The sequence below is a fragment of the Terricaulis silvestris genome (genome assembly GCF_009792355.1).
Taxonomy (GTDB): Bacteria; Pseudomonadota; Alphaproteobacteria; order Caulobacterales; family Aquidulcibacteraceae; genus Vitreimonas; species Vitreimonas silvestris.
Genome location: NZ_CP047045.1, coordinates 1,935,475 through 1,959,217, shown reverse-complemented (window position 1 = coordinate 1,959,217; position 23,743 = coordinate 1,935,475). Strand labels below are relative to the sequence as shown.

General features: G+C 63.1%; 27 protein-coding genes. 22 read left to right on the top strand and 5 right to left on the bottom strand.

Features of this window, described 5'->3' with window-relative positions; translation table 11 throughout:
- Positions 1 to 83: 83 nt before the first annotated feature.
- Positions 84 to 1,364 carry a phosphopyruvate hydratase gene (gene eno, locus DSM104635_RS09995; protein ID WP_158766059.1) on the top strand — a complete coding sequence of 427 codons (1,281 nt, stop codon included), beginning with the start codon at positions 84 to 86 and terminating at the stop codon, positions 1,362 to 1,364.
- On the opposite strand, the gene DSM104635_RS09990 is transcribed toward eno, so the two are convergent.
- Positions 1,361 to 3,193, bottom strand: coding sequence for a SulP family inorganic anion transporter (locus tag DSM104635_RS09990; protein ID WP_228446045.1), 1,833 nt, complete (start codon positions 3,191 to 3,193; stop codon positions 1,361 to 1,363). The genes eno and DSM104635_RS09990 overlap by 4 nt on opposite strands.
- A gap of 6 nt (positions 3,194 to 3,199) precedes the next feature.
- Between DSM104635_RS09990 and DSM104635_RS09985 the strand changes: the two genes are divergently transcribed.
- Positions 3,200 to 4,249, top strand: coding sequence for a putative zinc-binding metallopeptidase (locus DSM104635_RS09985; RefSeq protein WP_158766058.1), 1,050 nt, complete (start codon positions 3,200 to 3,202; stop codon positions 4,247 to 4,249).
- Positions 4,246 to 5,274 carry a D-alanine--D-alanine ligase family protein gene (locus DSM104635_RS09980; RefSeq protein ID WP_158766057.1) on the top strand — a complete coding sequence of 343 codons (1,029 nt, stop codon included), beginning with the start codon at positions 4,246 to 4,248 and terminating at the stop codon, positions 5,272 to 5,274. The genes DSM104635_RS09985 and DSM104635_RS09980 overlap by 4 nt, the downstream gene beginning before the upstream one ends.
- Here the strand turns inward: DSM104635_RS09980 and DSM104635_RS09975 are convergent, their stop codons facing one another.
- Both DSM104635_RS09975 and DSM104635_RS09970 read right to left on the bottom strand, forming a co-directional pair.
- Complete coding sequence (locus DSM104635_RS09975; protein WP_158766056.1) at positions 5,275 to 6,516, bottom strand: SH3 domain-containing protein; 1,242 nt, start codon at positions 6,514 to 6,516, stop codon at positions 5,275 to 5,277. It abuts the gene before it with no gap.
- Positions 6,517 to 6,616: 100 nt separating this feature from the next.
- A complete protein-coding gene (locus tag DSM104635_RS09970; RefSeq protein ID WP_228445645.1) occupies positions 6,617 to 7,324 on the bottom strand; it encodes a M15 family metallopeptidase in 708 nt (235 codons plus the stop codon).
- 432 nt (positions 7,325 to 7,756) lie between these two features.
- On the opposite strand from DSM104635_RS09970, the gene DSM104635_RS09965 reads away from it, so the two are divergent.
- From DSM104635_RS09965 to DSM104635_RS09885, 17 genes are all read left to right on the top strand, one after another.
- Complete coding sequence (locus DSM104635_RS09965) at positions 7,757 to 8,026, top strand: FtsB family cell division protein (protein WP_158766055.1); 270 nt, start codon at positions 7,757 to 7,759, stop codon at positions 8,024 to 8,026.
- 225 nt (positions 8,027 to 8,251) lie between these two features.
- On the top strand, positions 8,252 to 9,241 hold the full coding sequence (gene pdhA / locus DSM104635_RS09960) for a pyruvate dehydrogenase (acetyl-transferring) E1 component subunit alpha (protein ID WP_228445644.1): 990 nt from the start codon (positions 8,252 to 8,254) through the stop codon (positions 9,239 to 9,241).
- Positions 9,238 to 9,681: an ABZJ_00895 family protein gene (locus DSM104635_RS09955; protein WP_158766054.1), complete on the top strand. Its 444-nt coding sequence runs from the start codon at positions 9,238 to 9,240 to the stop codon at positions 9,679 to 9,681. The genes pdhA and DSM104635_RS09955 overlap by 4 nt, the downstream gene beginning before the upstream one ends.
- Positions 9,678 to 10,076, top strand: a complete 399-nt coding sequence (locus DSM104635_RS09950; RefSeq protein WP_158766053.1) for an MAPEG family protein — start codon at positions 9,678 to 9,680, stop codon at positions 10,074 to 10,076. Before DSM104635_RS09955 ends, DSM104635_RS09950 begins: the two co-directional genes overlap by 4 nt.
- Positions 10,076 to 11,482: a pyruvate dehydrogenase complex E1 component subunit beta gene (locus tag DSM104635_RS09945; protein WP_158766052.1), complete on the top strand. Its 1,407-nt coding sequence runs from the start codon at positions 10,076 to 10,078 to the stop codon at positions 11,480 to 11,482. The genes DSM104635_RS09950 and DSM104635_RS09945 overlap by 1 nt, the downstream gene beginning before the upstream one ends.
- Positions 11,482 to 11,895, top strand: a complete 414-nt coding sequence (locus tag DSM104635_RS09940; protein WP_158766051.1) for a hypothetical protein — start codon at positions 11,482 to 11,484, stop codon at positions 11,893 to 11,895. The genes DSM104635_RS09945 and DSM104635_RS09940 overlap by 1 nt, the downstream gene beginning before the upstream one ends.
- Entirely contained in the window at positions 11,892 to 12,302 is a 411-nt protein-coding gene (locus DSM104635_RS09935) for a GFA family protein (protein ID WP_158766050.1), read from the top strand. Before DSM104635_RS09940 ends, DSM104635_RS09935 begins: the two co-directional genes overlap by 4 nt.
- Before the next feature lie 14 nt (positions 12,303 to 12,316).
- Positions 12,317 to 12,751, top strand: coding sequence for a nuclear transport factor 2 family protein (locus tag DSM104635_RS09930; protein WP_228445643.1), 435 nt, complete (start codon positions 12,317 to 12,319; stop codon positions 12,749 to 12,751).
- 12 nt (positions 12,752 to 12,763) lie between these two features.
- Positions 12,764 to 13,207, top strand: a complete 444-nt coding sequence (locus DSM104635_RS09925) for a nuclear transport factor 2 family protein (RefSeq protein WP_158766048.1) — start codon at positions 12,764 to 12,766, stop codon at positions 13,205 to 13,207.
- Positions 13,208 to 13,218: 11 nt separating this feature from the next.
- Complete coding sequence (locus DSM104635_RS09920; protein WP_158766047.1) at positions 13,219 to 14,556, top strand: pyruvate dehydrogenase complex dihydrolipoamide acetyltransferase; 1,338 nt, start codon at positions 13,219 to 13,221, stop codon at positions 14,554 to 14,556.
- Complete coding sequence (locus DSM104635_RS09915; RefSeq protein WP_158766046.1) at positions 14,553 to 14,957, top strand: hypothetical protein; 405 nt, start codon at positions 14,553 to 14,555, stop codon at positions 14,955 to 14,957. The genes DSM104635_RS09920 and DSM104635_RS09915 overlap by 4 nt, the downstream gene beginning before the upstream one ends.
- Before the next feature lie 58 nt (positions 14,958 to 15,015).
- Positions 15,016 to 15,690, top strand: coding sequence for a DUF4386 domain-containing protein (locus DSM104635_RS09910; RefSeq protein WP_158766045.1), 675 nt, complete (start codon positions 15,016 to 15,018; stop codon positions 15,688 to 15,690).
- A 71-nt stretch (positions 15,691 to 15,761) separates the two neighbouring features.
- Positions 15,762 to 16,112, top strand: a complete 351-nt coding sequence (locus DSM104635_RS09905) for a hypothetical protein (protein WP_158766044.1) — start codon at positions 15,762 to 15,764, stop codon at positions 16,110 to 16,112.
- Between the two features lie 180 nt (positions 16,113 to 16,292).
- Positions 16,293 to 16,937 carry a MarC family protein gene (locus DSM104635_RS09900; protein ID WP_158766043.1) on the top strand — a complete coding sequence of 215 codons (645 nt, stop codon included), beginning with the start codon at positions 16,293 to 16,295 and terminating at the stop codon, positions 16,935 to 16,937.
- Between the two features lie 67 nt (positions 16,938 to 17,004).
- A complete protein-coding gene (gene lpdA / locus DSM104635_RS09895) occupies positions 17,005 to 18,414 on the top strand; it encodes a dihydrolipoyl dehydrogenase (protein ID WP_158766042.1) in 1,410 nt (469 codons plus the stop codon).
- 427 nt (positions 18,415 to 18,841) lie between these two features.
- Positions 18,842 to 19,225 carry a RidA family protein gene (locus tag DSM104635_RS09890; protein WP_158766041.1) on the top strand — a complete coding sequence of 128 codons (384 nt, stop codon included), beginning with the start codon at positions 18,842 to 18,844 and terminating at the stop codon, positions 19,223 to 19,225.
- Positions 19,222 to 20,043: a hypothetical protein gene (locus tag DSM104635_RS09885; protein WP_158766040.1), complete on the top strand. Its 822-nt coding sequence runs from the start codon at positions 19,222 to 19,224 to the stop codon at positions 20,041 to 20,043. Before DSM104635_RS09890 ends, DSM104635_RS09885 begins: the two co-directional genes overlap by 4 nt.
- Positions 20,044 to 20,066: 23 nt before the next feature.
- Here the strand turns inward: DSM104635_RS09885 and DSM104635_RS09880 are convergent, their stop codons facing one another.
- On the bottom strand, positions 20,067 to 21,635 hold the full coding sequence (locus DSM104635_RS09880; protein ID WP_158766039.1) for an AMP-binding protein: 1,569 nt from the start codon (positions 21,633 to 21,635) through the stop codon (positions 20,067 to 20,069).
- Positions 21,636 to 21,839: 204 nt separating this feature from the next.
- On the opposite strand from DSM104635_RS09880, the gene lipA reads away from it, so the two are divergent.
- Positions 21,840 to 22,805 carry a lipoyl synthase gene (lipA, locus tag DSM104635_RS09875; RefSeq protein WP_158766038.1) on the top strand — a complete coding sequence of 322 codons (966 nt, stop codon included), beginning with the start codon at positions 21,840 to 21,842 and terminating at the stop codon, positions 22,803 to 22,805.
- 1 nt (position 22,806) lies between these two features.
- The gene (locus DSM104635_RS09870; RefSeq protein WP_158766037.1) at positions 22,807 to 23,271 is read left to right on the top strand and encodes a type II toxin-antitoxin system RatA family toxin; all 465 of its coding nucleotides are present in this window, start codon (positions 22,807 to 22,809) and stop codon (positions 23,269 to 23,271) included.
- On the opposite strand, the gene DSM104635_RS09865 is transcribed toward DSM104635_RS09870, so the two are convergent.
- A complete protein-coding gene (locus tag DSM104635_RS09865) occupies positions 23,251 to 23,742 on the bottom strand; it encodes a CinA family protein (RefSeq protein WP_158766036.1) in 492 nt (163 codons plus the stop codon). The two genes, DSM104635_RS09870 and DSM104635_RS09865, sit on opposite strands and share 21 nt — an antisense overlap.
- Position 23,743 lies beyond the last annotated feature (1 nt).

The following is a 23,743-nucleotide window of genomic DNA, read 5'->3' as shown; positions in this document are numbered from 1 at the left end:
GCGCCCTGCGCCGGTTTGCCTTGCGTTTTGGCCGCTGCCGCGCTCCAAACGCCTATCAAATCTAGCCCTAAGCAGGTGTCCCCATGACCGGCATCGCCGACATCGTTGGCCGCGAAATCCTCGACAGCCGCGGCAATCCTACCGTCGAAGTCGATGTCTGGCTGGAGGACGGCGCCATGGGCCGCGCGGCCGTGCCGTCAGGCGCCTCCACCGGCGCCCACGAAGCCAACGAAAAACGCGATGGCGAGCCCGACCGCTATCTCGGCAAAGGCGTTCGCGACGCCGTCGAAGCCGTGGGTGGCGAGATCGCCAGCGCCATCATGGGCCTCGACGCGGACGACCAGCGCCGCATCGACCGCACCCTGATCGAACTCGACGGCACCGACAACAAAGCCCGCCTCGGCGCCAACGCCATTCTCGGCGTCTCGCTCGCCACCGCCAAAGCCGCCGCGCAAAGCAACGGCCAGCCGCTGTTCCGCTATCTCGGCGGCGTACAAGCGCGCGTGCTGCCGTGTCCGATGATGAACATCGTCAATGGCGGCGCCCACGCCGACAACCCGATCGACATGCAAGAATTCATGATCATGCCGATCGGCGCGACCACGATGGCCGACGCCGTGCGCATGGGCTCGGAAGTCTTCAACACGCTGCGCAAAGAGCTGAAGGACGCCGGCCACTCCACCAACGTGGGCGACGAAGGCGGCTTCGCCCCGAACCTGAAGAGCGCAGAAGAAGCCATCGGCTTCATCCTCAAATCGATCGAGAAGGCGGGCTACGCCGTCGGCGACGACATCGCGCTCGCGCTCGATTGCGCCGCGACCGAGTACTTCAAGAAAGGCAAGTACGAGATGGCCGGCGAGGGCAAGTCCTTCTCGCCGCAACAGAACGCCGAATTCCTGGCCGACCTCGTTTCGCGCTATCCGATCGTTTCGATCGAAGACGGCATGTCGGAGGATGATTTCGAAGGCTGGGCCGCACTCACCGAACTGATCGGCGATAAATGCCAGCTCGTAGGCGACGATCTTTTCGTCACCAACATGAAACGCCTCGAGATCGGTTTCGAGAAGGGCCTCGGCAACGCCATCCTGATCAAGGTCAACCAGATCGGCACGCTCACCGAAACGCTCGACGTCGTCGATATGGCCCAGCGCGCCGGTTATTCCGCCGTCATGAGCCATAGGAGCGGCGAAACCGAGGACTACACCATCGCCGATCTCGCGGTCGCCACCAATTGCGGCCAGATCAAAACCGGCTCGCTTTCGCGCTCGGACCGCACTGCCAAATACAACCAGCTCATCCGCATCGCCGAGATGCTGGACGACAGCGCGGAGTATGCCGGCGCCAGCACAATCGTCGGACGCTAGCGCCGCTCAGCTGCCACGGCTGCGACGGTGATCGCGTCCTCGTAGCTCGCCGCCTCCTCGACGCGCTCAAGCACGTGGAGTTTGCGCAACACCGCGTGCACGCCGGGCCGCAGTTCGCAGAACACCACGTGCACGCCATGGCTTTCGCAGCGCTTCAGGAAACGCTCCACGGCGTTCACGCCCGACGCATCCGCCATCGGTACGTCGCGGAAGCGCAGCACGAACGCGCGCGGCGGCGGAAACGCTGCCTCCAGCGCATCGATCAGCCGGCTCGCGGCGCCAAAGAAGAGCGGCCCGCGAAGCTCGAATGATTCCACGCCCGCCGGCAATTCCGCGCGCGCCTGGTAAGCTTCGCGCCCGGCCTGCGCGAAATCGTCCTGATCGCGCTCGATCAGCGAGACGCCGCGCTCCACCGCGCTCGCTTCCGCCATCCGGTGCATGAAGATGATCGCCGCCAGCACCACGCCGACTTCGATCGCCATCGTCAGATCCACCAGCACCGTCAGCAGAAACGTCGCCAGCAGCACGGCGCGGTCGCCGCTGAGCCCACGCAGCAAATGCCGGAACCGTTCCTGTTCGCTCATGTTCCACGCGACCACGGTCAGCACCGCCGCCAGCGCCGCCAGCGGCACGTAGGCCAGCAGCGGCCCGGCGCCGAGCACGAAGATCAGCAGATAAAGCGAATGAAACATGCCTGCGATCGGCGTCTGCGCGCCGGCGCGGATGTTGGTCGCGGTGCGCGCGATGGCGCCCGTCGCCGAGATGCCGCCGAACAGCGGCGAGACCAGATTCGCCACGCCCTGCGCGACGATCTCGCAGTTCGAACGATGCCGCCGGCCCGTCATGCCGTCAGCCACCATCGCCGAGAGCAGACTCTCCACGCCCGCCAGGAACGCGATCGTCAGCGCCGACGGCAGCAGCAGCTGCATCCGCGCGACGCTGATCTCGGGCACGGCGAACGGCGGCAACGTGGTGGCGGCGTCGGCGCCGAAGCGCGTGCCGATGGTCTCCACCGGCAGGTCTAGCGCCCACACCGCTAACGTCGCGCCGGCGACCGCGATCAGCATGCCGGGCCAGCGCGGCAAATGGCGGTTGATCAGCAGGATGACGGCCAGCGCGCCGGCGGCGACCGCAATTGCCGGCGCCGCGACCGTTTCACGCGCGGCCCAGAACGCAGCGATCTTCTCGATGAAATCCGCTGGGACTTCCTGCATGGAGAGCCCCAGCAGATCGCGAATCTGACTGGTGAAGATGATCACCGCGATACCGGCGGTGAAGCCCGTTACCACAGGTTCGGGGATGTACTTGATCCACGTCCCGACGCGCAGCAGCCCGGCGACCACGAGTATGGCGCCCGCCATCATCGTCGCCAGCGCCAGCCCGTCATAGCCGTACTGATGCACGACACCGTACACGACGACGATGAACGCCCCGGTCGGTCCGCCGATCTGAAACCGCGACCCGCCTAGCGCCGAGATGAGAAAGCCCGCGACGACCGCCGTGATCAACCCTTGCGCCGGGGTGACTCCGGAGGCGATCGCGATTGCCATGGCGAGCGGCGCCGCAACGATCGCCACCGTGAGGCCGGCCACTGCATCGGCGCGCAGTTTGGCCAGCGAATAACCCTCCTGCGCGATCACGGTTATCGATTTCGGAATGAACGTACGCCAGTCTTGCGGCGGCGCTGACGGTGTCGCTCCGGAGGCTGTGGGATTGGTCATGAGGATCAGGAAGATTGAGGCGGCGGCGCCTGAGTCTGCAAGGGGCGCGGCGACCTGCGCCGTCACCCAGCGGAACAATTGCGCGCCGCTAAGCGTCGTGGCTAGCATCAAGCCATGAGTCTAAAGCGCCGACCCAAATCCTCGCAGAAGCGAGAACCGGCCTGGGCAAGCTACTCCGATGACGATCTGCTCAATGTCCGAATGAAGGACTTGCGTGTCGCCATCAAAGGCAGCTGGCTCGAGGGCCAGCTCGAGCAGATGCACGACGAGCTCGCGAGCCGTGACGTAGCGGTACGGGCGCACGCTTGGCTCTCGCACGAATGGTTTAGCCCGCACGACACGCCGGGCATCGCCGTTCCGTTTTATCTCGCGCACCCACGCCTGATGCGTCTCGAGCGCAAGATGGTGATGGAAGTGGAGGGCGGCACGGCGCGCGAATGCATGCGCATACTTCGGCACGAAGCCGGTCACGTCGTGCAGCGCGCGTACGGCCTGCATCGCCGCCGCCGCTGGCAGCAACTGTTCGGCAACGCCGGCAAGCGTTATCCCGACCATTACCGTCCCGATCCGACCAGCAAACGCTACGTCCAACACCTCCGCCGTTGGTATGCGCAATGCCACCCCGACGAAGATTTCGCAGAGACTTTCGCGGTTTGGCTCACGCCGCGCTCAAGCTGGCGGAAGAAGTACGCCGACTGGCCGGCGCTGAAGAAGCTCGAATACGTCGATGAATTGATGAGCGAACTCGCCGGCGTCAAACCGCTGCCGAAACGCCGCACCCAAATGGACCCGATGCGCGAGCTGCGCATGACGCTCGGCGAACACTACGCCGCGAAGCGCAAACGTTTCGCCGTCGATGCGCCAACCGTGTTCGACCGTGACCTGAAGCGCATCTTCGCCAACGATCAGCAGAATGCCCCAAGCGCATCCAGCGTGATTAAGCGCCACCGCAACAGAATCATGACATCCGTCTCACAAAGCACGGGGGAGTATCCGTTGGCGCTCGACGCCGCTCTTGAAGACGTCATGGACCGCACGCGCGTGCTGAAGCTGCGCGCCGCGGGCAGCGAAATACGCATCCGCAACGACATCACCGCGCTCCTCACGAAGCGATCGGTCACGTCGCTCTACAGCGCCGGCCGCCGCCAGCAGTTCGCGGTATGAAGGAAAAGCTTCGCGTCCTCGTGCTCTGCCACCCGGACGGTGTGCCGCCGGCCACGATGGAAGGCCTCTCCGACAAAGAGATCAACTTCTTCAAGACCGAATACGACGTCATCTCCACACTCGCCGAACTCGGCCACGAAGTGCACGTCCTCGGCGTCCAGTACGATCTGAAACCGATCCGTGATGAGATCGAAACCTGGAAGCCCGACGTCGTCTTCAACTTGCTGATCGAATTCCACGGCGAGGCCGTCTACGGCCAAAACATCGCAAGCTTCCTCGAACTGATGCGCGTACCGTACACCGGCTGCAATCCGCGCGGCCAAGTGTTGGCGCAGGGCAAGGACCTGTCGAAGAAACTCTTGAAGTATCACCGCATCGCCACGCCCGCGTTCGCGGTGTTTCAACCGGGCCGCAAGATCAATCGCCCCGCGCGGCTGCGCTTCCCGCTCATCGTCAAGAGCAACATCGAAGACGGTTCGATGGGGATTTCGCAAGCGTCGGTCGTCAACAACGACGAAGAACTTGGCGAGCGCGTCCGCTTCATCCACGAACATCTGGGCACTGCCGCGATCGCCGAGCAATTCATCGACGGCCGCGAAATCTACGTCGGCGTCCTCGGCAACGACCGCCTGAAAGCGCTGCCTGTGTGGGAACTGCAGTTCGAAAAGCTCACCAACGGCAATCACGCCATCGCAACCGAGCGCGTGAAGCGCAACGTCAAATATCAAGAACAAGTCGGCGTAAAAATCGGCCCCGCCGAAGACATCGCGCCCAACGCCAGCATCCGCATCCGCGACGTCGCCAAGCGCATCTGCCGGGTGCTCGAAGTCGACGGCTACGCTCGCATTGATTTCCGGCTTGGCAATGACGGCGTCGCGTATTTCATCGAAGCCAACCCCAACCCGGAAATCGCCCGCAGTGAAGAATACGCCCAAAGCGCCGCCCATGACGGCCTGCCATATCCCGAGCTGATCAACCGCATCCTCGCGCTCGCCATCGCGCGTACGGGCGTCGAAGCGGAATAGCTAGAGGCTAAGCGTCCCGCCGCCCGGCGCGGTCAGCACGTCATCGCGGGCAAAGCCCTCTTGGCCCTCCGCTGTGCGCACGCGGTACCACCAATGCTCGCCAATGCGCCGTTTGCCGGTGATCGTAAGCGCAGCGCCGCTCGCCACCCGCACGATCACGCGCGCCGATCGGCTTGGGCTGGTGCGGATCTTCGCGCCCGCGCGTCCCGCAGCTGCGGCAACCGCAGGATCAACCGCGGTGATGTTCGGCGCTTGTGTTGCGGGCGGCGCCGGCGGCGAACCCCACGCAACCGTGCTCTGATGCACGAAGCCCACGCGCTGATCAGGCAGCGTAACGCGAAACCACCATTCACCCTGAATCATCACGCGCCCGTTGATCGCCAGCGGCGATCGCGCCGGCAGTTCTACCAGCAGGTTGCCGGTCGTCAGCGGATAGTCGCGCACGTTCGCGCCCGCGGCGGCGGCGAACGCATCACGCTCCGGCGTAAAGTCTTCTGCCAACACCGTGCGCTGCTTGGGCGGATCCGACGCACCATAAAGATCGGTCGCCCACGTTGCGGCATTCGCAGCGATGGCGCGCGTGCCGTCGCTCACGGTGTCGCTCACGAAAAAGCCGACCACCCAAGCGCCAACCAGCAACAGAAAGCCGCCACGCAGCCAAGGAATACGCGGGCCGCGCCGTGGTGGCCGATCGTAATAGATCGGCGGCAGGTCCGGCGGAGCAGGGCGGGGCGCCTGCCTGCGCTGCTGATCGCGCGCACTGCGCTTGATCTGCTCGATCTCGTCGCGCGCTTTGCGGAGCTCCTTGTTCAGAGCGTCAAGGTCGCTGCGCCCCGCATGCACACGTTGGCGCGCCATCACCACATCCTCAGCACACGCCTCCAGCGTGTCGATCAACCGCTTTTGGCCATCGAAGAACCCGGAGTTCGGCGCGGCAGGATCGATATAGAACCGGATCAGCCCACGCTGCGCGATGCCGCCGGGCGCCGGTTCGCGCAAAGGCTGGGGCAGCACGGGCGCTATAGATTTGCCGAGCCTACTGGCCTCCTGCGCTTCACGGATGCACTCCGCCGAGCGCCCCGAGGCGTCGCTCAGCACGAACACCACGACATCCGCGCTCTGAACGCCGTTGCTCGCGCTGTACCCCGCCTCGTGCAAGAACGCCTCAACCTGTCCGGCAAAGCCAGCGTCGGCCCGCGCGTGCAGAATGAACACTTTCAACCGGTCGTCGGCGTTGGACATGACGTAGCTTAGCTCCCAGCCGTATTTGGGCATACGCCGTTCACACGCGCGTAACTCAAGTCACATGAACAGTGGCTGACCGAACACGGGGGAACAGGCCTCAGCGCACTGGCACATCGAAGAACGTCTGCGGATACGGTTCGTTCTCTAGCGTGAAATGCCACCACTCCTCCTGGAGCGGGGTAAAGCCATAGGTCCGCATCGCCGCCGCCAGCACCCGCCGGTTTTCCCGCGCCGCGGCGCCGACGCTCTCATCCGATGGCCATGAGCGCGGATCGAACAGGTCGTACGACGTGCCCATGTCGATCTCGGCGCCTGTCGCCCAGTCCACAAGCGTAACATCCACGGTCGATCCGCGCGAATGCCCCGAGCGTTCGGCGATGTAGCCAAGCTCAAACAGCTGCGCTTTGTCGACGTTGGGATAGTATTCCGCCTTGGTGCGCTGATCGTCGAGATCGCGCGCCCACACGGCAAAATCCGCCACCGCGCGGGCAGGGCGGTAGCAATCGTACACTTTGATCGCACGCCCGGACGCGCGCAGCCGCTCGTGCACCGCCGCCAGAGCCGTGGCCGCGTCGCGGCTCAGCAAACATACCGCCGCCTCGTACCCCGCGATCGGCCGGCCGACGAAATTGTCCGCGCCCGCGTAGCGTATCTCGACCACGATATCCGGCGCCAAGGCGCGCACATCGACGAAGTCCGGCGTCTGCGTTTCGGTAGCCGGCGTTGGCTCTGGCGTTGGCGCGCGTTCCGGCGCACAGGCGCTCAGCACCATCGCAAACGCCACCGCACCCCAGGCCTTCGTCATCCACATCTCAGGGAGTTTCGCATGCGTCGCCGAACCGCCCAAGCAGTGACGGCTGTCACGGCGAACGGGCGCAGGTGCGCCTAGCTTGAATGCATCGCCGGGGAGGGCGGTCGAGGAGCGCAAGACGATGTTGATCCGTTTCGCGGTGCTGATGTTTGGTCTGGTCTCGTTCGTTCCCGACGCTTTCGGCGGCCTTTTTGGCTGATCACTGCAAAAATATTTTTCACCAAGCGCCGGGTCTCCATGTAGGAGTCGCCTCGACTCCGCCCCACCACATCTTGCGCCATTCTTCTAAGTTGCTGATTCAGCGAGACTCTTTGGACTCGTTTTGTTCCGCGCCTCTTCGAGTCCGTAAATATTTCATTAACTACCGAGACTCATCTTCCCGGCCTCCGAGGGGTCGGTACGATGTCGAAACGTGGAACCGCTGCAATGAGCATCGCTCTAGGCGCGGGCATTCTTTATCTCGGCGCGCACGCCGTGACAGGCCGCCAAGGCCTCGTCGCGTACGTCGACCTGCAAGCGCAGGAACGCGCGCTCGAGCAACGCGTCGCCGGCCTCGAAGAAGAGCATGCCGACCTCGAAGCCCGCGCCGCGCGTCTGCGCCCCGAAACCCTCGACCTCGACTATCTCGACGAGCGCGCCCGCATCACGCTGGCCGCCGGCGACAGCGACGAACTCGTCTTCGCGCTCGATCCCTGAGCGCAACCAAGAACGCCGGCGCCCGTTTGGGACGCCTTGCATCCCCCTCGGAGGCAGCGCCCGATTTTCCCGGCGCGTCTGAGCGGGCGCCGGCGGTCCTCTGCTGCAATGCAGCATCGCAAAGCTTCCTGGCGAGCCAAGTCATTACCGCATAAGAGAAACGCGCCGCGCGACGTGGACATCGCGCGTGCGCGCGTCATGTCGTGGTGGCGGAGGAACGTGCGAATGGCCAAAGGCAACGGCAAGGCAAGCGCCGAAGCGACCAAGGACGATCTGCTTCAGTACTACCGCGACATGATGCTGATCCGCCGCTTCGAGGAGCGCGCCGGGCAGCTCTACGGCATGGGGCTGATTGGTGGCTTCTGCCACCTCTATATCGGCCAGGAAGCCGTCGTCGTCGGCATGCAAGCCGCGCTGAAAGACGGCGACCAAGTGATCACCGCCTATCGCGATCACGGCCACATGCTCGCCGCCGGCATGACCGCCAACGGCGTCATGGCCGAACTCACCGGCAGGAGTGGCGGCTACTCCAAGGGCAAGGGCGGATCGATGCATATGTTCAGCATCGAGAAGGCGTTTTACGGCGGCCACGGCATCGTCGGCGCGCAAGTCTCGCTCGGCGCCGGCCTCGCCTTCGCCAACAAATATCGCGGCGACGGCAAAGTCTGTCTCACCTATTTCGGCGACGGCGCCGCCAACCAAGGCCAAGTCTACGAGAGCTTCAATATGGCCGCGCTCTGGAAGCTGCCGGTCGTGTTCGTGATCGAGAACAACCAGTACGCCATGGGCACCTCGATCCAGCGCTCAACCTCGGAGACGCATCTGCACAAGCGCGGCATCAGCTTCAACATTCCGGGCGAAGAAGTGGACGGCATGGATGTCGTTGCCGTGCGTGAAGCCGGCAGACGCGCCGTCGAACGCGCGCGCACGGGCGAGGGGCCGTATTTGCTAGAGATGAAGACCTACCGCTATCGCGGCCACTCCATGTCTGACCCCGCCAAATATCGCACCAAGGAAGAGGTGGACGAACAGAAGTCCAAGCGCGACCCGATCGAGCACGTGAAGAAGCTGCTGATCGACGCCGGCCACGCCACCGAGGATGAACTGAAGCAAATCGACCGCGACATCCGCACCGTGGTCACCGAAAGCGCCGAGTTCGCGCAACAAAGCCCAGAGCCCGATCCGTCCGAGCTGATGACGGACATCTATCTGTGAGCGAAGCCGCGCAACCGACGTACTCCGTCGCCGCGAACCTGCGCTGGTTTGCGGTTGTGTATATCGTTGCGCTGATCCTGCTCGGCTTCATCGTGAACTTGTTGCGCACCGTCGGCGTGGACTTGCCTAGCACCGGCATTGGCATCGGCGTGTTCGCAGCGCTCGTGTACCTGGCCGGCAGCCGCTTCGCGGCGCGTCGCGAATGGACCGGCCGCGATCGCCACAACCTTGCGCTCGGTTATGTCGCCGTCGCCATCACGGTCTCATGCACGCTGATGGCGATTGTGATGCTGCTCGATCCCGCTACGGCGGCGATGCTCATGGGTATCGGCGACATGATCGGCGTAGTGCTCGCCATCGCCGCCGGCGTGGCGCTCTTCTACTACGGCATGGCGCGGCTGATGCTGATGATGCTTGCGCGCAGGGGGAAACAACAATGACGCCGGAGCTTACCTATCTCGCCTATTCGATCCTGCTGCTTTTCATCGTCGTGATGATCCAAGCCAGCGCCAACATCCGCCAGCACGGCGGCCTCGTCCTCGCCAACAACCGCGACAATCTTCCCGCGTCCAACACGTTCCCGGCGCGCGCCAAGCGCAACGTTGAGAACCTGCGCGAAAACCTTTGGTTCTTCGTACCGCTCGTTCTCATCGCCGCCGTCGCCAACATCTCCAACCAATGGACAATCCTCGGCGCGCAGCTCTTCTTCTGGGCGCGCGTGGGCCACGCCGTGATCTACCTCGCCGGCTGGCCGGTCATTCGTCCGCTGTTTTGGCTCGCTGGAATCGTCGCGTGCGCATTTATCTTCCTTGCCGTTCTCGGGATCTTGAACTGATGACGCAAATCCTCATGCCCGCGCTTTCTCCAACGATGGAGGAGGGTAACCTTGCCAAGTGGTTGGTGAAGGTCGGCGACAAAATCGAACCCGGCCAAGTCATCGCCGAGATCGAAACCGACAAAGCCACGATGGAAGTCGAAGCCGTCGACGAAGGCACAGTGACGGCGCTCCTGATCGAAGAAGGCGCGCAAGGTGTGAAGGTGAACACCCCGATCGCCGAGCTGCAGGGCGAAGGCGAAGCCGTGCAACAAAAACTCTCTCCCCCCTCGCGGGGGAGAGGGCAGGGTGAGGGGGGGCGTTCCGACGCGCCAACGCCTGCAAGCACACGCACGACGGACCGCCCCCCACCCCCAACCCCCGCCCCGCAAGGGGGCGGGGGCCCAACCGCGCAAACAGATCCCGAAATCCCAGCCGGCACGCAGATGATTAAAATCACGCTCCGCGACGCGTTGCGTGACGCCATGGCCGAAGAGATGCGCCGCGACGACAAAGTCTTCGTCATGGGCGAAGAGGTCGCCGAGTACCAAGGCGCCTACAAAGTCACGCGCGAACTCCTGCAAGAGTTCGGCCCGACGCGCGTCGTCGATACCCCCATCACCGAACACGGCTTCGCCGGCCTCGGCGTCGGCGCGGCGATGGCGGGCCTGAAGCCTATCGTCGAGTTCATGACTTGGAATTTCGCGATGCAAGCGATCGACCACATCATCAACTCCGCCGCCAAAACGCTCTACATGTCCGGCGGCCAGATCAAGTCCTCGATCGTCTTCCGCGGCCCCAACGGCGCAGCCAGCCGCGTCGCCGCGCAGCACAGCCAAGATTACTCGTCGTGGTACTCTCACATCCCCGGCCTCATCGTCATCGCGCCCTACGACGCCGCTGACGCCAAAGGCTTGCTCAAAGCCGCCATCCGAAATCCGAACCCGGTCGTCTTCCTCGAACACGAAATGCTCTACGGCACCGAGTTCGAAATCCCCGACGTCGCCGATTGGATCGTCCCGATCGGCAAAGCCAAAGTCCGTCGCCAGGGCGTCGACGTCACCATCACCGCGCACGCGCGCATGGTCGGCCACGCCCTCAAAGCCGCCGACGAACTCTCCAAGCAAGGCATCGAAGCGGAAGTCATCGATCTCCGCACCCTCCGCCCGCTCGACAGCGCGACCATCATCGAGAGCGTGAAGAAAACCAACCGCCTCGTCACCGTGGAAGAGGGCTGGGGCCAATCCGGCGTCGGCGCCGAAATCTGCGCCCGCGTCATGAGCGAAGCGTTCGACTATCTCGACGCCCCCCCAACCCGCATCCACCAAGTCGACGCGCCGCTCGCATATGCCGCCAACTTAGAAGCGCTCGCGCTGCCAAACGTGGACGACATCGTCGATGCCGTGAAAGCCGTGACGTATCGCTGATGCCGACAAGTACCATCTGGCATGCGGAAGAATCCCCGCTCGATGAATTTGAATTCGTCGAGATCGAGAACGTGACCTTTTCCTACTACGGAGGACCGTTAGAAGTCGGCGTGTCGGTGCGGAAATCTCCACGCCGGTTTTCTGTCACGTTTGCTCCCGTGTGGGCGTTTGACTTCACGGACGAGTTCTTCGACGCCATGTCCGGTCAGCAAGCCGAGCGCGGGCAGCTCAATCGACCGGCGCGTATCTACCGCAGTGATGAAACGCCTCGTGTTGATCACTTTCGAAAGGCGATTCAACCCGCGTTCGCGGAGCACGGCGTTGGACTAAGCGAGTTCTATATCCTTGCCATGGCGAATAGCATTTCAGTCGTTTGCCAAGGTGGGTACCGGGTGCGGGAGGTCACGCAATGATCTACCGGGGCGCATGCCATTGCGGCGTGGTCAGCGCCACGTACGAAACGGACCAACCCGTCCGTCTCCGCGCTGACGGCTGCAGCTTCTGCTCGTCGCGCGGCGCTAAATCCGCCAGCGACCCAGAAGGCATCCTGCAGCTCACCGCAACCAAGCCCCTCACGCGCTACCGCTTCGGCCACAAGACCGCGGATTACCTCATTTGCCCCGCTTGCGGCACATACGTCGCCACGCACATGGAGAGCGAGCGCGGCGCGATCGGCGTCATCAACGTCGTCGGCCTTCAAATCGGCGAACTCAAAAATCTCCCGGTCACGCTGACGTCATTGGAAGGTGAATCCGTCGAAGAGCGCTTGAAGCGCCGCGCATCGCGTTGGACGCCTATGACGCTGGCCGAACCAACATGATCCGGGAGATTTCCATGCTTCGCTTCATCGCCGCGTTGTTCCTCTTCCTCGCCCCCGCCGCGCCCGCGTTGGCGCAGCACCACAGCGACGAAGAAGGCATCCGCGCCGCCGTGTTCGACTATTTCAACGGGCAGACCGTCTCCAGCGCCGAGCAACTCAACCGCGCCTTCGTCGCCGACAACGCCACCATGGTCGGCCTCATGCGCGCGCAGGACGGCACGGAATCGCTCCGCACCTGGCGCGACATGAACGAAGTCATCACCAACTGGTCCGCCAACCCCAATCCAGCCGCTCCCGGACGCGACGGCGAAATTCTCGACATGCAAGTCGTCGACGGTCGCATCGCCACGGTGATCTTCCGCTCAACCACGATGTTCTACGACGCGCTCACGCTCATGAAGATCGACGGCCAATGGCGCATCGTCGCCAAAGCCTTCATCAGACAATAGGACTTAAGATCCATGCCTCGCTTTTTCGCCGTCCTCTTCTTCGCTGCATTCGCAAGCTTTGCTGCGCCCGCAAGCGCACAAACAGCGGCCAGCGATGAAGAGGCGATCCGCGCCGTCGTGTTCGATTATTTCCACGGCCAGGGCGAGCACAGTCGCGAGCGGCTCGAGCGCGCGTTCGCCGCCGATGATGCCACCATGGTCTCAGTGCAACCCAATCAGCAGGGCGTCGATACCCTGCGCACGTTTCGCGATATGGGCGACGTGATCACGACTTGGGTCGAAGGCCCAAGCCCGGCGAACGGCGCACGCGATGGCGAAATCCTCGAAGTCCACATTCTCGATGGCCGCCTCGCCACCGTGTTCTTCCGCTACGAGGCTCGCTACTACGACGCCATCACGTTGGCGAAGATCAACGGCGTCTGGAAAATTGTCTCCAAAGCCTTCGTTCGGCAATAGGTTCACCGACTATGACGACTTCGATCACCATGCCCGCTTTGTCGCCCACGATGGAAGAGGGCAACCTCGCCAAGTGGCACGTCAAGGTGGGCGACAAGATCGAACCCGGCCAAGTCATCGCCGAGATCGAAACCGATAAAGCGACGATGGAAGTCGAAGCCGTCGATGAAGGCGTGATCGCGGAAATTCTGGTGCCTGAGGGCAGCCAAGGCGTGAAGGTCAACACCCCGATCGCAACGCTTGCGGGTGAAGGCGAAGCGGCGAAGCCGGTGAAGAAGGAAGAGACGTTGCAGGCACAAAAGAAGGCGACGCAAACTCAGTCATCCTCCCCCCTTGTGGGGGAGGGCAGCGAGGGGGGTGCGGGCGGCGCTTCATCCGGAGAGAACACCGCCGCTACCCCGCCCCCAACCGCGCCCACAAGGGGCGGGGAGCGCGTGTTGGCTTCCCCACTCGCCCGCCGTCTCGCCGAGCAAGGCGGCATCGATCTCTCCGGCCTCCGCGGCTCCGGCCCCAACGGCCGCATCGTAAAGTCCGACATCGAAGCCGCCGCCAAATCCCCGCGCGCCGCCCAAGCGCCGCAACAATCGCGCGAAGTCGCCAAGCCCGCGCCGCAACAAGCGCCGGCGCATCTGTCGCTCGAACAGCAAGGCATCCGCCCCGGAAGCTACGATCTCGTCCCGCTCGACCTCATGCGCAAAACCATCGCCAAGCGCATGACGGCCTCGTTCCGCGACGTGCCGCACTTTCCGCTCACCATCGATCTCGAAATCGACGCGCTGCTGAAAGCCCGCGGCGAGATCAACAAGCGCTTCGCCGACAACGGCGTGAAAATCTCCGTCAACGACATGTGCATCAAGGCGGCCGCCCTCGCGCTAAAGCTCGTGCCCGAAGCCAACGCCAGCTACACGCCCGATGGGCTAGCCATGCACCACCACGCCGACATCGGCGTCGCCGTCGCCATCCCTCACGGCCTAATCACGCCGATCGTCTGGGCCGCCGAAACCAAGGGCCTCGCGCAAATCAGCCACGAAATGACCGATCTCGCCGACCGTGCGCGCAACAAAAAGCTGAAGCCCGAAGAATTCCAAGGCGGCACGTTCACGATCTCGAACATGGGCATGCTCGGCATCAAGAGCTTCGCCTCGATCATCAACGAACCGCACGGCATGATCATGAGCATCGGCGCCGGCGAAAAACGCCCGATCGTGAAGAACGACGCCCTCGCCATCGCCACTATGATGACGGTCACGGTGACGTGCGATCACCGCGTCGTTGATGGCGCGCTCGGCGCAGCGTTCCTCAAAGCCTTCAAGAGCTTCCTGGAAGACCCGATGGCGATGTTGCTGTGAAGCGGATCGTTACCGCGCCGAAGCCAGAGGAGGCGCCTCGGCCCCAATGGGAAGAGTACGAAGCACTAGCGCGTCGAGCCCTTGAGTTCTTCGCGACTTACCAAGAAGAATTCCGCGATGTCCTGACGGCTCAGGTTAGGGCGCTGACGTTCGGGTCCATGGAATACAGCGGGTGGGGCTTCTTTCTCAGTTTTGAGCTGCCAACTGATGTTCCGGTGTTGCAAGCGAGCGGGCCAATCAGTGGACGTGCATATCCGCCGGACAAGCCGGATGATGTGCTTCGCGATATTGGCATCGTGCTCTTCATCAAGGATGGTCGGGTAGATCTGCTCGAAGCACATGGTTTGCTCGAGTGGCCGGAAGACATCACGGGCTACATGCCCGCGAAGGAGCGCGGCTAAGTCACGTAGCACGCCAAAATTAGGTGGCGCGCCCGATCGTAGCGCGTTTGAATGCGTTATGACCCTTTCCTACGCCACCCAAGCCCGCATCGCCGGCCTGAGCTACCTCGTCGTAGCCCTCACTGGCGCGTTCAATCTGCTCATCGTCCCCGCCGAGATCATCGGCGCCGACGCCGCGACAACGTTCGCCAACGCCCAAGCTCAGGCGCAACTCTTCCGCCTCGGCATCACCGCCGGCATCGTCTGCCAGATCTTCTTCGTCATCACGCCGGTGCTGCTCTACGTGTTGCTCGCGCCGCTCGGCCGCATCGCAGCGCTGCTGATGCTCGGTTTCGCGCTCGTCAGCGTGCCGATCTCGTTCGCCAATATCAGCGAGCACATGGCGATCCTTCAACTCGCAACCGGGGAGGGCGCCGCCAACACGATCGCCGCCATCGCCCAACACACCGACGCCTACAATCGCGGCGCGTCGCTCGTCGGCATCTTCTGGGGCCTGTGGCTCGCACCGCTCGGCTGGCTCATCGCCAAAAGCGGCACGATCCCGCGCATCCTCGGCATCTTCCTCATCCTCGGCTGCATCGGCTACGTCACGCACTTCTTCCTGTCGTTCTTCGCGCCCGGCTACGAAGCAACGCCCATCGCCGACTACATCCACACCCCCAGCGCCATCGGCGAACTCGGCACGTGCCTGTGGTTCCTGATCCTAGGCGCGAAAGACAAACGGCCGACGTGATCCCGGTGCGCGTGCGGATTGACGAAGCATTGCATCGGCGCGAACGTCCCCTCTTGCGGGAGGAGGGGCCTATGCGTGTCATTGTTGCGGCATTTCTCGCACTGACGGTCCTGGCTTTACCGGCGCAAGCGCAAGAAGCTGCGGTGTTTCGATGCGAGGAAGATGGCGTCGCGTTCTATTATCGTGTCGGACCGAATGAATTCAGGCATTGGCAGGACGGCGGGGCGCCGCGCTGGCTTCCAAACAATTGCGATGCCTACGCGGAGTGCAGTTGGACCGCTGGCGTGTTCACTTTATATACTGAGATGCTCAATTTGCTGCAGGAATTCGATACCAACGTCGGGATCTATCGCTGGGGCGTGCGCGGCGAAGAACCGACGGTGCAGCATTGCACACGCTCTTCAGATCCGCCGCCAACCTGATCACTCGGCCATCACCGCCGCGTCAAGCTCACCCCACGAAACATAATCGCCAAGCGTTGTCCGGATAGACCGCTGTCCCATGGACCGCCAGCGTCTCGCCGGCATACGCACGAACGATCAAGCGCCAACGCCCCGTCAGAATTCCAAGCAATCGCCCGCTGAATCGGTTAAACGCGCTCCATGCTTTCGCTGCTGCTCGCCTCGTTCGTGACCTTCTTCGTCGCCATCGATCCGGTGGCGATGGCGCCGATGTTCACGACCATGACTGCCGGCATGACGCCCGAATGGCGTCGCACGATGGCGTGGAAATCGATCGCAATCGCGACCGGCATCTTGCTCGCGTTCGCCTTCGGCGGCGCCTGGCTCTTGGAACAGATTCACGTCTCCATCGACGCGTTCCGCATCGCCGGTGGCATCCTCTTGTTCCTCATCGCCGTTGACATGCTGTTCGAAAAGCGCGCCGAACGCCGGGAGGAGAGGGCAGAGGAAGTCGCCGCCAAACAGGCGCAGCACCCGAGCCACCAGGACGACATCTCCGTCTTCCCGCTCGCCATCCCGCTCATCAGCGGCCCCGGCGCCATCGCCTCGATCATGCTGTTCTTCGCCGAGCACGAGGCAATCGCCGAACGCGGCGTGATCCTCGCAGGTGTCGGCGCCAATCTCGCGCTCTGCCTGATCGCGTTCTTGGCGGCGGGTCCGTTGTCCAAGATTATGGGCGAAACTGTCGCCTCGATGCTGACCCGCATCTTCGGCATTCTGCTGGCCGCACTGGCCGCGCAATTCGTCGTCGATGGCATCCGCAACGTGTTCGGCATCGCCGCTTAACGATTTCGCATCGCAGCATCGCCAATCCCCACCTTCACGCGGCGGGTTAGACTGCTAAGTACGACCCATGAGCACCTCCTTCGACGTCATCGTGATCGGTTCCGGCCCCGGCGGCTACGTCACCGCCATTCGCGCCGCGCAACTCGGTTTGAAAACCGCCATCGTCGAACGCGACCGCTTAGGCGGCATCTGCCTCAACTGGGGCTGCATCCCGACAAAGGCGCTGCTGCGCTCCGCCGAAGTCTATCGCAACGCCCAACACGCCAAGGATTTCGGACTGACCATCGAAAACGTGAAGTTCGATCCTGAGGCGGTGGTGAAGCGGTCACGCGGCGTCGCCGGACGCATGGAGAAGGGCGTCCAGTTTCTGATGAAGAAGAACAAGATCACCGTGATCGAAGGCGAGGCGCGCCTTGAGAAGGGGAGTGCTGCGCCGAAGGTGATCGTGAAGGCCAAGGACGGCAAAGATGCCACTTACGACGCCAAGCACGTCATCCTCGCTACAGGCGCCCGCGCCCGCGAAATTCCTGCGGCTGGCTTGAAGGCTGACGGCAAACGCATCTGGACCTATCGCGATGCGATGACGCCGCCATCGTGGCCGGACTCGCTGCTCGTGTTCGGCTCCGGCGCCATCGGCATCGAGTTCGCCAGCTTCTACGCCACGTTCGGCGTGAAAACGACGGTGGTGGAATTGCTCGATCGAGTGCTACCGGTCGAAGACGAAGAAATCTCAGCCTTCGCCAAGAAGCGCTACGAGAAGGAGGGGCTGAAGATCCTCACCTCCACCGAAGCGAAGTCACTGAAGGCGACGGCGAACGGCGTCGAAGCCGTCGTGTCCTCAAACGGCAAAGAAGAAACGCTCACCGCCAGCCACGCCATCGTCGCTGTCGGCATCACCGGCAACATCGAGAACCTCGGTCTTGAAGCGCTCAGCGTCAAAACCGAGAAGGGCCACATCGTCACGGACGGCTATGGGAAAACCAACATCGCCGGCCTCTACGCGATCGGCGATGTCACCGGCGCGCCGTGGCTGGCGCACAAAGCCAGCCACGAAGGCATCATCTGCATCGAAGCCATCGCTGGCCAGAAGCCGCACCCGATGATCAAGGAGCGCATTCCCGGTTGCACCTATTCCCATCCGCAAGTCGCCAGCGTCGGCCTCACCGAAGCCAAAGCGAAAGAGCAGGGCCGCGACGTCAAAGTCGGCCGCTTTCCCTTCGTCGGCAACGGCAAAGCCATCGCGCTCGGTGAGGATCAGGGCATGGTCAAAGTCGTGTTCGACGCCAAGACCGGCGAACTCCTCGGCGCCCACATGATCGGCGCCGAAGTCACCGAATTGATCCAGGGGTATGCCATTGCGATGCAGACGGAGACCACCGAGCATGAACTCATGGAAACGGTTTTCCCGCATCCGACGCTGAGCGAGATGATGCACGAAGCTGTGCTCGATGCGTACGGTCGCGTGCTGCACGTCTGATGCCGCGATTTGAAAATTCTCTCGCCATAGTGGTCTTGGCGACACTCGCAGCTTGTGGAGCGCCATCCGCAGAGTGCACCGACCCGTTGTTGGCGCGCGGGCTCAGCTCTGTCGCAGCGGCCGAGCTAAAGATTGGCAACGGCGACTTCCAAGGCGCCAATCAAGTATTGAAAACTGAGCTCGTCGCTCTCGACTATGGTAGCTGGCAGTTTCCGGTGGAATTGCATGACGACACCGGGCTGTCTCTCAGCCTTGCTGCGCACCATGAACGGGAGGGCCGTTTGCGAGAGGCGGCAACAGTCCGGCGAAACATCCTTCAATCGAGACTAGACTATTATCGTGAGTTTGAATGTCCGCGACGCCTCAGCAACACGAGACGCACAAGTTCGATGCCCGCTCAGTCGTCCCATAGCAAAAGTGCGCTGTCATGAAGCTCACCGCCCACAACGCATCCTCGGCCCCGCAACCCACCGGCGGCTACGCGCAGATCGTCGAGGTCTCCGCCGCGACGCGCTTCGCCTACGTCAGCGGCCAAGTGCCCGCGACGCGTGACGGCGCCCTGCCGGAAAGCTTCGCCGACCAATCCCGCCTGATTTGGAAGAACATCGAAGCGCAACTCGCCGAAGTCGGCATGACGCTCGACAATCTGGTGAAGGTCACCACGTTCCTCAGCGACCGCAAATACAATCTCGAAAACCGCGCCATCCGCAACGAAATCATGGGCGACCGCACGCCGGCGATCACCGTCATCATCTGCGGCATCTTCGAGGAAGCCTGGCTGCTCGAAATCGAAGTGGTGGCGGCCGCATGAGCCAATGGCCCGAACCCACGCATGAAGCCGACGAACCGCCGCGCTGGCCGGGCCGTGCAGCACTCATCGTGATCGTCGCCGCCATTGTCGTTCTGACGACGGGACCAAATAGTGGAGCGCTTGGCAATTGGCGGATGCCGGAATTCAGTCTTCCCGAGTTCTCGTTGCCTGAGATGCCGGCGCAACAACCGCAGCCGTCCTCACCAACCGTATCGGAAGCCTCCGAGTACGCGGCCACGTTCCAAGGCGATCCAGCCGCAAGCGCCGACCCGAACGCACCCATGGTACAGTCCGTACCATTTGAATCGTGTCTGGAGACCATCGCCAGCACCGCAACCAGCCTCGGTCAGCCGGCGGCAATCATCGAAGACACCGCCGAACGCCGCGTCGCGCGCTTCAAATTTCTGGACAGCAACCTGGACTGTCACATGCTCACGTGCCGACGGCACGATGACGATAGACGGCCGCGATTGAGACCGCAGTTATCGGCACGCATTGCCGTCGGAGCGGACGTAACGTTCAGATTGAGCGCCGATCAAAAGCTGAGACTGTTCGATACTTGCGAGGTGTACGTGCGCCCGTTGCAGCGATGTTTCGCTGTAGCGCAGCACATAGCCGTCGGCGCTTCGATTCCAACGGACGCGAGGAAAGACGAAACTGACCGGCCATTCGCTGGCCTCGTCGCTCAGTCTGAATTCGCCGTTACCGTCGCCGTCGAGGATCAGCGCAACACTGCCTTCATCGGCTTCGCGTTCCCAGCACCCAACAATCGGATCGTTGGCCGATGTAGCGCACGCCGAAACACCGACGAACGCTAGAAGTCCCGCAACGGCGTGGCGCCTCAAGCCGCCTCGGCCTGCGCCACCAAGTCCGCCGCCAAACGCCCAAGCGCGACGTAATCGGTCTTGCCGGTGCCGAGCAGCGGAATTTCTTCCACGGGCACGATCTTCTTCGGCACCGCGATGTCGGCCACGCCATTGGCCCTGCACCACGCCGTGAATGCGCTCGATTCAGCGTCCTGTTGGCTGGTGAAGAGCATGATGCGTTCGCCCTTGCGCGAGTCGGGCATCGCGATCGCCGCATGCGTCGCGCCCGGCCACACTTGCTGCGCATAGCTCTCGACGGCGTTCAGCGACACCATCTCGCCGCCGACCTTGGCGAAACGCTTCACGCGGCCAAGAATGCGGATGTAGCCCTCGGCATCGACGTCAACGACGTCGCCCGTGTCGTGCCAACCTTGCGGCAAAAGATCGATGCCGAACGGCTTGGTCGGATCGAGATAGCCGCGCATCACGTTCGGGCCGCGCACATAAAGCTTTTGCCCGCCTTCGATGCCCGGCACCGGCTCAAGCTTCCACTCCAGGTCCGGCACGAACTGGCCTACCGTGCCATGACGATTGCGCGCTGGCACGTTCACAGAAATCAGCGGCGACGCTTCGGTGGCGCCATAGCCTTCGAGCAACTCAACGCCGAAGCGCTTCTGATACATCTCGCGCGTCTCAGGCCGCACGCGCTCGGCGCCCAGCACCATGAGGCGGATGCCCTTCATGTCTTCGTCGTCGGCGTTGCGCGCATATTGCTGCGCGAACGTGTCGGTGGCGAAGAAGACGTTGGCGCCGGTGTCTTTGATCAGCTTCGGAATCTCTTTCACAGCCAGGGGGGAGGGGAAGAGGAAAGTCTTGTGGCCGGTGAAGAGCGGCAACAGCACGCCGCCCAGCAAGCCGAAACAATGGAACATCGGCAGCGGCGAGAAGAAGCTCCAATCCGGCTCGAACGGCACGTGCGCGTAGCCTTGCTCGACGTTCGACACGAGATTGGCGTGCGACAGCACCGCGCCCTTCGGCGTGCCGTAGGAGCCCGACGTAAAGAGAATGACCGCCGTATCGTCCGGGCTGCCCTTGGCCGCGAACACGCGCGGGAACGAGCCTTTGGTAAGGGCAATCAGCTTGTCACCGAAGTCGATCGATTTGCGGATGTCTTCGAGGTAAATCAGCGTCGCGAATTTCGAAAGTTCGGCGGCGAGCTCTTCGAGTCCGGCCTTCTTCACGAAGAGCCGCGAGGTCAGAATCTTTTTCACATTCGCCGCTTCGCACGCGGACTTCAAATTCATCGCGCCAGCGGTGAAGTTGAGCATCGCCGGCGTTCGGCCGATCGCGTGCAGGGCAAAGAATGTCACCACGGCGCCCGCGCCTGTCGGCAGCATCACGCCAGCGGTCTCGTTCTTCTTGATCTGCAGATCGAGCTTGCCGCCCAACGCGAACGCCGCGCGCACGAGGTCGTCATACGACAGCACCTTGCGCTCGTGATCTTCGAGAATGGGATACTTGCCGCCGCGCTGGTCGCGGGCCCTGAGCAGAGCTTCGAACAAGGTGACGCGGGTGCGCGCAAGCTCGAACGGTCGATGCGCCATGAGACTTAAGCCTCCGAACTGATCCGCCCTAAGCGTCCTACGGAGGAGACGCTCAACCCGTGATTATTGTTTCACGGCTGTAACAGAAACTAGCGGGGCAATTAAGGCTGGGCAAGTGAAGGCGCCATTAACCCGTTGAAGCCGCAAGGGCGCCATCCAGGTCTGGACGTTGCGGGATAAGGCCGGGAGGGTCATGTTCAGTCCGTGCCGACGCTGATTGATTTGCGCCAGGAAGGGGAGAAGAGCCGCCCCCGCCACCCTGAAAAGGAGGGCCGGCCGGATTCGCCTAGTCCTCGGAAGCCAGACTGGATCCGGGTCAAGGCGCCGACAAGCCTCGGCTACCACCAAACCAAGGAGCTAGTGCGCGAGCTAAAGCTTCACACCGTCTGCGAAGAAGCCGGCTGCCCCAATATCGGCGAATGCTGGAGCCAAAAGCACGCCACCTTCATGATCCTCGGCGGCATCTGCACGCGCGCTTGCAGCTTCTGCAACGTGGCGACGGGCAAACCGCTGCCGCTCGATCAGAATGAGCCCGACAACGTCGCCTACGCCACAGCGCAGATGGGCCTGAAGCACGTCGTCGTCACCAGCGTCGATCGCGATGATCTCGACGACGGCGGCGCCGATCACTTCGTGCGCACCATCGAAGCCATCCGCCGCTCTGCGCCGGACACAACAATTGAGATTCTAACGCCTGACTTTCTGCGCAAGCCAGGCGCGGCCGACCGCGTCATCGATGCGAAGCCCGATGTGTTCAACCACAATCTCGAAACCGTACCGCGGCTCTACCACTCGATCCGCCCCGGCGCGCGTTACTACCAATCGCTGCGCTTGCTCGACTCCGTGAAGCAGCGCGATCCGACCCAGTTCACAAAGAGCGGCCTCATGGTCGGTCTTGGCGAAGCCAAGGACGAAGTGTTGCAGGTGATGGACGATCTCCGCGTCGCCGGCGTCGATTTCCTCACCATCGGCCAATACCTGCAGCCGACCAAGAAGCACGCCGCCATCGACCGCTTCTGGACGCCGGAGGAGTTCAAAGCGCTCGAAACCATCGCCTACGCCAAGGGCTTCTTGATGGTATCCGCCAGCCCGCTAACGCGCTCCTCGCACCATGCCGGCGAAGACTTCGCGCGTCTCAAAGCCGCGCGCCTGGCGCAAACGCAAGCCTAACATGGCCCGCACCATCATCGAAGCCGCGCGCATCCTACCGTACGCGCCCGATGATCTGTGCCGCCTCGTCGGCGATGTCCGCGTCTATCCCCAATTCGTGCCGTTCTTGCAGAGCATGCGCATCACGAAAGAAGAGAAACTGCCAGACGGCGGTTGGAAGGGCGTGGCGGAAGCCAATGTCGGCTGGCAGGCGATCAAGGTGACGTTCTCAACCGCCGTGCGCTGCGAACCGGACAAAGGCGAAGTGGAAGTCGCGCTGGTCAAAGGCCCGCTGCACGCGCTACAGAACCGCTGGTGGTTCAAGCCGCACGAGACGGGCGCGCACGTTCGCTACTGGATCGCCTACGAGTTCAAGAACCCGGTGCTGCAAGCTGCGATCTCCGCCAACAAAGACAAGCTCGCCGGCCGCATCATGAACGCGTTCGAAAACGAAGCGCGCCGCCGGCTAGTCCAACAGCCGGCGTAGCAGCCCCAACGCATCAAGCACGGTCTGCGCTTGGATTTCGTGGCGCCCGAGATCGCCGTAACGCTTCTCCTCATGTAGCGTCTCGCCGCCTCGCCGCGCCGCAGCGATGTGCACCAGGCCGACAGGCTTGACGTCGCTACCGCCATCAGGCCCGGCGACGCCGGTCACCGCCACAGCGATGTTGGCGCGGCTGTACGCCAAAGCGCCCTCGGCCATCGCCAGCGCCACCTCTCGGCTCACCGCGCCATGCGCATCGATCAGCGCTGCCGGCACGCCCAGCATCTCGGTCTTGGCCTCGTCCGAATAGGTGACGAACCCGCGCTCCAGCGCCGCCGAAGCACCGGGAACTGCCGCAAGCGACGCCGCGATCAATCCACCGGTGCAGCTCTCGGCCGTCGCAACGGAGAGCCCACGCGCCTTCGCGTCGTCGAGAAAGGCGCTTGCTGCGTCGTAGTTCGGAAGCGAAACCATG